The organism is Micromonospora sicca, assembly GCF_003172935.1.
Lineage (GTDB): Bacteria > Actinomycetota > Actinomycetes > Mycobacteriales > Micromonosporaceae > Micromonospora > Micromonospora sicca.
Genome location: NZ_QGKS01000395.1, coordinates 1 through 7,844 on the forward strand (window position 1 = coordinate 1; position 7,844 = coordinate 7,844).

Below are 7,844 nucleotides of genomic sequence, written 5' to 3' on the forward strand. Positions count from 1 at the left end.
GCCGCGCTCCAGCCGCACGACGACCCGGCCCGTTCCGGCGGCTGGAGCGCGGCTCCCACCACCCCGGACGACCGCTCGGACGGCTGGACCGTCGGGTCCGGCGCGCCGCAGCAGGACGATCCGGCCCGCTCGGGCGGGTGGGCCACCCCGCCGCAGGACGACCAACCTGCCTGGGGCCAGCAGGGCGAGCAGTCGCCCACCTGGGCCTCCGCCGCGCCCACCGCACGCGCCGCCGCGCAGGTTCCCGCCCCCGCCGGGCAGCCGAACGAGGCGTGGTCCACGCCGAACGAGCCGAACCAGTCCGGCGGCTGGACGTCCGGCAACCCGGACCAGCAGGACGATCCCGCGCGCTCGGGCGGCTGGGCCGCCGGCGTACCAGCCCGACAGGACGACGGGGAGCCGGCCCGCGGCTGGTCCGCCCCGCAGCAGGACGACGCGGCGCGCTCCGGCGGCTGGGAGACCGGTCCCGCCGACCCCCGCGACGACGACCCCGACCGCTCCGGAGGCTGGGCCGCCAGCCGGGCCGCCACCCACGGCGAGCCTCCGCAGCAGCCCGGCTGGGGCGCGCCGGACGACCAGCGTGCGGCCACCGGCTGGAGCGGCGCCGCCGCCGTACCGCAGCAGCGGGACCGGCCCGGGGCGGAGGAGTCGGCGCAGGCCGGCTCCTGGGGCGCGGCCCGGGCGCAGGACGACCGGCCGGAGGCCGGCGGCTGGACGCCGGCCGAGCCGTCGCCGGCCCGGGCCAGCGCCTCGGTGCCGTCCCCGGACGGCCCGCCGGCCTGGGTCGCCAACCAGAACGACGCACCGCAGTGGACCCGCGGGGACCGCCCGGCCGTGCCGGACGCCGAGCCGTGGCCGGCCGGCGAGGTGTGGGGCCGGTCCGCCGAGGCGGAACCCGCCGCGCCCCAGCCGAACGGCTGGGAATCGGGCCGGGCCGAGGAGCCACCCGCCTACCAGCCGCCGCCGGGCCCGGGCATCTCCGCGGCCAACGCCGTACCGCTGCCGCCGCAGGAGCAGCGGGTGCCGGGCGCCAGCCTGGCCGCGTCGCCGCCGACCGACTACGCGCCGCCGGCGCAGTTCGCCCCGGGGGCCGAGAACGGCGGGCCGCAGGCGTACGGGTCGGAGCAGTCGGGTGCCGTGCCCGGCTGGGGTCCGGCCGAGGCGTCGCACCAGGAGCCGCAGTCGCCGGCCGGGCCGGTGGTGCCCGCGCCGCGTACCTCTCCGGAGGCCGGCGCCGTCTCCGCCAGCGCGTCGGTGCCGATGGCCAGCCGGGTGATGCCCCCGACCGACGAGGCCCTGCGGCCGGCCGGCTCGCCGGCCCCGCAGCCCCGGGTGTACGGCCGCCCGAGCCGGCCGGAGCCGGAGGAGGCCACCGGGCAGGACGACCCGAACGGCTACCCGGACCAGGGCCGGCGTTTCGACGACCAGAACCAGCAGCCCGGTTTCGACGACCACGGCCAGCGGTCCGGCTTCGGCGACCACGGCCCGCAGCCCCGCTACGACGACCAGGGCCAGCAGTCCGGCTTCGACGACCACGGCCGGCCGGCGGGGCCGCACGGCTTCGCCGACACGCCGTCCGCGCCGCCGTCGTCGCCCGCGGGTCCGCCGCCGTTCCCGCCCGGCGCGCCGTCCTTCGTGGACCCGGCCGCCAACCACCGCCCGGCCAACGGGGTGCACCCGCACAGTGGCGAACGCCCCGGCGACCCGTACGGCGGTCCCGGCCAGGGCGACCCGTACGGCGGTCCGGGCGGACACCAGGACCCCTTCGGGGCGCAGCCCGGTGGCCCGTTCGGGGGTCCGGGTGGACCGGCCGGTGGCCGTGCCTCCGTCGCGGTGCCGGGCCAGGGACCGGGGGCGATGCACGAGCAGGGACCGGGCGGGTTCCCGCCGGCCTTCCCGCCGCCGCCCCAGCAGGCGCCGCCCGCCTGGCAGCACGGCCTCGGCGGCGAGCCGGAGCAGGGCCGGTTCGACTCGTTCAAGCCGGACGCCGAGCCGAAGACCGAAGCGCCGACGCCGACGCCGAAGGTGCGCAACGGGCGGGTGCTGGCCGTCGTGCTGATCGCGGCGGTGCTGATCCTGGCCGTGCCGCTCGGCCTGCTCACGCTGCTCGGCAAGGTCGGCGGCGGCGACAACAAGCCGGCCGGTTTCGACCCGGCGGTGGGCTCCTGCGTGAAGCAGTCCGGTGGGGGCGCGGTGGCCGCCAACTGCGGTGAGCAGGGCGCCTTCACGGTGGTGTCGAAGGTCGACGCCCAGGACAAGTGCGACGACCCGGCGCAGCCGCACGTGGTGCTGCCGGGCGAGGGGACCAACCGGGTGCTTTGCCTGAAGCCGGCCGGCAAGTAGCGTCCTCGTCGACAGCGGGGCCACGGTGATCCGTGGCCCCGCCGTCGTGTCCGGGGGTGTGATCGAGCCCGCTCGGGGTGCCGGCCGGTTCGGGCCGTCCGGTCCGGCAGACTGAAGGCATGAGCGCACGAGTACGGTCACCCGAGCTGCGCGGTCGGGGCTGGCTGAACAACTTCTGGAAGTCCTAGAAGAAGCTTGCAACTCGCCCACCCGGGGCCTTAGCGTCCTCGGCATGTCTCACCACGAACACCTCGCCGACCTGTACCTACGGCTATCCCTCGACCGCGAGGGAAAGACCGCGATTGAACGCCAGGAGGCCGACTGTCGCGCCTGGTGCGCGCGCAACGGCCTAGACGTCCGCACCGTCCACATCGACCGGGGCCGGTCCGGCTACAAGGCCGTAGACCGCGCCGGATTCGACGCCGCGATATCCGCCCTCACGACCGGCACCGTCGGCACTCTGGTCGTCTGGAAGGTCGACCGCCTGTCCCGGCGGGGCATGGGCCAGGTCGGCCAGGTCCTTGATCAGGTCGAGAAAGTCGCGGGCCGAATCGTCTTCGTTCAGGACGGCCTAGACACCTCCCAGCAACAGGCCCGCCTAGCCCTCGTTTTGCTGTCCGAGGTCGCCCGCAGCGAGTCCGCCAACATCGGGCTACGCGTCGCCTCGGCGAAGGCCCACCTCCGCAGCCTTGGGCGGTGGATCGGCGGACAACCGCCCTACGGCCTAGCGGTCGGCGAGGACGGCCGGCTAGACCACGACCCGCACACCGCGCCGACGGCCCGCGAGATCGCCGAGCGCGCCCTGTCTGGCGAACCGCTGGTACACATCGCCCGCGACCTGAACGCCCGCAAGATCCCCGCGACGCGCGGCGGTGCTTGGGGCGTCGGGTCCCTGTCGGTTCTGCTCAAGTCGCCCGCGTTCGCCGGGCTGCTGCCCGAGACCGTCAAGAAAGACGGGAAGTACACGGGGAAGGTCGTCCCCTGGCGCGACCCCGAGACCGGCAAGACCGTCGATATCGGCCGAGGGATCATCACGCCCGCCGAGCAACTACAGGTCATGCGCATCCTGGAAGCCCGCACCGGCACCGACCCGGTCGGCCGTAACCGGGGCGTGAGGGCTCAGGTGTCCCACCTCCTGACCGGCTTTCTCCGCTGCGGGGGCTGCGGGCGTCGCATGTCCGCCGCCGGACGGTCGTACGTGTGCCAGGGCCGCCGCCTCGGCCACCCGTGCCCTGCGCACGTCACCGCGTTTATCGCCGCCGTAGACCGCGCCGTGGTCGACGCGTTCATAAACCGCCTGGCCGCGACCGAGCCTGGCGACCCGTTGCTAGACGCCGTGGCCGAGCGCTGGATAGCCCGGCATGACCCGGACATAATCCGCGAGCGGGCGACCATCACAGCCGCCTTGGAAGACGCGAACGCCTCCCTGGTCGACCTGGAAGACGCCCGCTACCTTCGCGGCGAGTTCGTCGGCCCCGAGGCGGTCCAGCGCTGGACCCGTTTACACGAGCGGCTGACCGCCCGCGTCGTCGGGCTGCGCCGCAACCTCGCCGACTTCCCGTTGCCCGAGGCGGACATTAGCCCGCTCCTCGACCCGGTCCAGGCCCGCGAAGCATGGGACGCCGCCACGGTCCCCGACCGCCGCGACCTCCTCCGCCTGGCCCTGAACGCCGTAACCATCACGCCCGCGCACGGCCGCCGGGGCGTGCGATTCGACCCCGACGCCCGCCTCCGGTTCACCTGGGCCGACGAGCCCGAGTCCGCGTCCCCGGACGCCTGAGACCTCGCCACCGCAACCAAATAAGGCAGGCCCGGTAGCGACTCCACCGCCGACCGAGGCCCTAACGGAAGAAATGACCTTCCGCTAGGCGCCACCCTATCCACCCGCGCCCGCCGCGCCCGCCGCGCCTGATCGCGGCCTACGCCGGCCCCGCTCGGGGCCTGGCCGCTTACCTGCCGACCCTGGCCGCCCTCCGTGAACGCCGTCCGGGCGTCCTGGGATGCGCGATGATGCCGAGCCAGTGGGCCGAGATGATCGGCGCCAGCCTGGCCCGCCTCGACCTAGGCCCCCGACCACGCGGACCGCGTCCGCGAAGAGCAGACCCTCGGCCTCGCCGAGTCGATCGGCCGGGGCCCGGTCCGCGACGTGACCCACGCCGGACGGGGCGCCGTGGTCTTCGCGTTCGGCCAGGTCTCCCAGGCCCTCGAAGAGGCCGCCGTGCCGTTCGCCGAGACCATCACGGTGGCCGGCCCGGCTGTCGTCGAACCGGTCCCGCATCGAATCCGGACCGCCAGGTAGCCGGCGTGCGGCCCACCGAAGCCCATCGGTACGCCGAACCGCTGGGTGGTGCCGGCGACCGATCCGGCGTGGATGGCCGGGGTGGCCCCATAGGCGTTCGCCTGGCGGGCGACGCCCTGGACGGCGCAGCCCCGTTCGCTGCGTCACGGTTGTCCGAGCCCCCCGGGCCGTCCTCGCCGACGCCGTGGCAGGGTGAGTCTATGGCTACTTCGCCCCGCGTCCGTGCGCCCGAACTGAAGGGCCGCCGGTGGCTGAACACAGGCGGACGAAACTTGACATTGCGGGACCTCCGAGGTCGCTGCGTCATCTTGGATTTCTGGACCTTCTGCTGCATCAACTGTCTGCACGTGCTCGACGAGCTGCGCCCGCTCGAGGAGAAGTACGGCGACGTGCTGGTGGTCGTCGGCGTGCACTCGCCCAAGTTCGAGCACGAGAAGGACCCGGAGGCGCTGGCCGCCGCCGTGGAGCGGTACGGGGTGCACCACCCGGTGCTCGACGACCCCGAGCTGGACATGTGGCAGCAGTACGCGGCGAAGGCCTGGCCGACCCTCTCGGTGGTCGACCCGGAGGGTTACGTGGTGGCCACGATGGCCGGCGAGGGGCACGCCGAGGGGCTGGCCCGGCTGGTCGACGAGCTGATCGCCACCCACGAGGCGAAGGGCACCCTGCACCGGGGCGAGGGCCCGTACGTCCCGCCGGCCGAGCCGGAGACCACGCTGCGCTTCCCGGGCAAGGCGGTGGCGCTCGCCGACGGCAACCTGCTGGTCTCGGACTCGGCCCGGCACTCGCTGGTGGAGCTGGCCCCGGACGGTGAGAAGCTGGTCCGCCGGATCGGCGCCGGCGCCCGCGGCCAGGCGGACGGGCCGGCGGAGACGGCCACCTTCTCGGAGCCGCAGGGGCTCTGCCTGCTCCCGACGCACGTCGCCGAGGTCGCCGGCTACGACGTGGTGGTCGCGGACACCGTCAACCACCTGCTGCGGGGGGTGCGGCTGGACACCGGCGAGGTGGTGACGGTCGCCGGCACCGGCCGGCAGTGGCGGTCGACGGTCGACGACCACGCGCACGACGCCCGCTCGGTCGACCTCTCCTCCCCCTGGGACGTGGCCTGGTACGACGACAAGGTCGTCATCGCCATGGCCGGCATCCACCAGCTCTGGTGGTTCGACCCGATCCGGCGGACCGCCGGCATGTACGCGGGCACCACGGTCGAGGCGCTGCGCGACGGCCCGCTGCCGGACGTCTGGATGGCGCAGCCCTCCGGCCTCTCCGCCTCGGCCGACGGCGCCCGGCTCTGGATCGCGGACAGCGAGACCAGCGCCGTCCGGTACGTCGAGAACGGCGTGCTGAGCACCGCCGTGGGTCAGGGGCTCTTCGACTTCGGCCACGTCGACGGTCCGGCCGACCAGGCGCTGCTCCAGCATCCGCTGGGGGTGTGCGCGCTGCCGGACGGCTCGGTGCTGATCGCCGACACGTACAACGGCGCGGTCCGCCGCTTCGACCCGGAGACGGACCAGGTCGCCACGGTGGCGGACGGGCTGGCCGAGCCGAGCGACCTGGTGCTCACCGCCGAGGGTGCGGTGCTGGTGGTGGAGTCCGCCGCGCACCGGCTGACCCGGCTGGCCCCGGGCGCGCTCTCGGCGGCGGGCGCCAGCACGGTGGACGGCCCCCGGCACCGGGCCGAGCGGAAGCCGACGGACGTGGCGGCCGGTGAGGTGACGCTCGACGTGATCTTCACGCCGGCGCCGGGCCAGAAGCTGGACGAGACGTACGGTCCGTCGACCCGGCTGGTGGTCTCCGCGTCGCCGCCGGAGCTGCTGATCGAGGGTGCGGGGACGACGACGGACCTGTCCCGCCGGCTGGTGGTCAACGGCGAGGTGGCCGGCGGGGTGCTCCAGGTGACCGCGCAGGCGGCCACCTGCGACGCGGACGTCGAGCACGCCGCCTGTCACCTGACCCGGCAGGACTGGGGCGTGCCGGTGCGGGTGGTCGACGGCGGCGCGGGCCGGGTGCCGCTGGTGCTGCGCGGCCTGGACGCCTGACCGCCGGACGCGTCCTGGGCGGCCGGCCGGGTGCGGGTGTCGGCCGGCCGCTGTGGAGCTGATGTCGTGAACGAATCAGCGCTGGGGCGGCGGTCAGGCGAACGGGGTGAGGGTTGTTCCGGCGTCGATCAGCGCGGCCCGGACCAGCTCGGCGGAGCGGACGGCGCTGGGGCTGTCCCCGTGCAGGCAGATCGACTCGACTGGGCACGGGATCACCCGGCCGTCGACCGCGACCACCGTGCGCTCGGTGGCCATCCGGACGGCCCGGTCGGCCACCTCCTCCGGGTCGGTGACCAGCGCGTTCGCGGCGGTCCGGGGCACCAGTGCGCCGTTGGGCAGATAGTTCCGGTCGGCGAAGCCCTCGGGGACCACCCGCAGCCCGGCGCCGACGGCGAGCTGGGCGAGCACCGTGCCGGGCGAGCAGAGCACGGGCAGCGCGGGGTCGTACCCGCTGACGGCGGCGACCAGGGCGGCCGCCTGGGCCTCGTCGCAGGCCGCGGCGTGGTAGAGCGCGCCGTGCGGCTTGAGGTAGCGGACCCGGGTGTGGAACAGCCGGCAGAACGCCTCCAGCGCGCCGAGCTGGTAGGTGACCTCGTCGCGGAGTTCGGCGAAGTCGTACGCGATGTGCCGGCGGCCGAAGCCGGCGAGGTCCCGGTACCCGACCTGGGCGCCGATGGCGACCCCGCGCTCGGCGGCGGCGGCGCAGACCCGGCGCATGGTGGACGCGTCGCCGCCGTGGAAGCCGCACGCGACGTTGGCGGAGGTGACGAGGTCCAGCAGCGCGTGGTCGTCGCCGAGCCGCCAGATGCCGAATCCCTCGCCGAGGTCAGCGTTGAGGTCCATGGAACCTCACCGTAGTCCCTGGGCGGGCCTGGGCGAGCGGGGTCACGTCGTCCACCACACCCACGACCGGGTATCCGCCGGTGGTGGGATGGTCGGCGAGGAAGATCAGCGGCTGCCCGTCGGCCGGCACCTGCACCGCCCCGAGGACCAGTCCCTCGCTGGGCAGTTCCCCGGTCACCGCGCGGGGCAGGGGTGCGCCGGTCAGTCGCGCGCCGACCCGGTTGCTCACCGGGCTGACCCGGTACGCGGTGCCGAAGAGCAGGTCCAGGGCGGCCGGGGTGAACCAGTCGTGCCGGGGGCCGGTGCGCAGGGTCAGCCGC

The 7,844-nt window shown here is 75.1% G+C and carries 6 protein-coding genes and 1 pseudogene; 4 read left to right on the forward strand and 3 right to left on the reverse strand.

Annotated elements, in window-relative coordinates; genetic code table 11:
• The 3 genes from DKT69_RS30850 to DKT69_RS40270 form a co-directional block, all read left to right on the forward strand.
• On the forward strand, nt 1-2,343 hold a 2,343-nt coding region (locus DKT69_RS30850), incomplete at its 5' end, for a hypothetical protein (RefSeq protein ID WP_109804958.1).
• A 232-nt stretch (nt 2,344-2,575) separates the two neighbouring features.
• Nucleotides 2,576-4,123 (forward strand): recombinase family protein, encoded by a 1,548-nt coding sequence (locus tag DKT69_RS30855; RefSeq protein WP_109804959.1) that lies wholly within the window; start codon nt 2,576-2,578, stop codon nt 4,121-4,123.
• Nucleotides 4,124-4,489: 366 nt separating this feature from the next.
• On the forward strand, nt 4,490-4,642 hold the full coding sequence (locus DKT69_RS40270; RefSeq protein WP_161557986.1) for a hypothetical protein: 153 nt from the start codon (nt 4,490-4,492) through the stop codon (nt 4,640-4,642).
• Here DKT69_RS40270 and DKT69_RS41495 read toward each other — a convergent pair.
• Nucleotides 4,627-4,695, reverse strand: a pseudogene (locus DKT69_RS41495) (hypothetical protein); the annotation flags it as partial. The gene DKT69_RS40270 and the pseudogene DKT69_RS41495 sit on opposite strands and share 16 nt — an antisense overlap.
• A gap of 147 nt (nt 4,696-4,842) precedes the next feature.
• Between DKT69_RS41495 and DKT69_RS30865 the strand changes: the two are divergent.
• Nucleotides 4,843-6,681 (forward strand): NHL domain-containing thioredoxin family protein, encoded by a 1,839-nt coding sequence (locus tag DKT69_RS30865; protein WP_109804960.1) that lies wholly within the window; start codon nt 4,843-4,845, stop codon nt 6,679-6,681.
• A gap of 93 nt (nt 6,682-6,774) precedes the next feature.
• Here DKT69_RS30865 and DKT69_RS30870 read toward each other — a convergent pair whose 3' ends face one another.
• Both DKT69_RS30870 and DKT69_RS30875 read right to left on the reverse strand, forming a co-directional pair.
• Nucleotides 6,775-7,524, reverse strand: coding sequence for a LamB/YcsF family protein (locus DKT69_RS30870; protein ID WP_109804961.1), 750 nt, complete (start codon nt 7,522-7,524; stop codon nt 6,775-6,777).
• A partial coding sequence (locus tag DKT69_RS30875) for a 5-oxoprolinase subunit C family protein (protein WP_146231260.1) occupies nt 7,508-7,844 on the reverse strand: 337 nt, incomplete at its 5' end. The genes DKT69_RS30870 and DKT69_RS30875, both read right to left, overlap by 17 nt.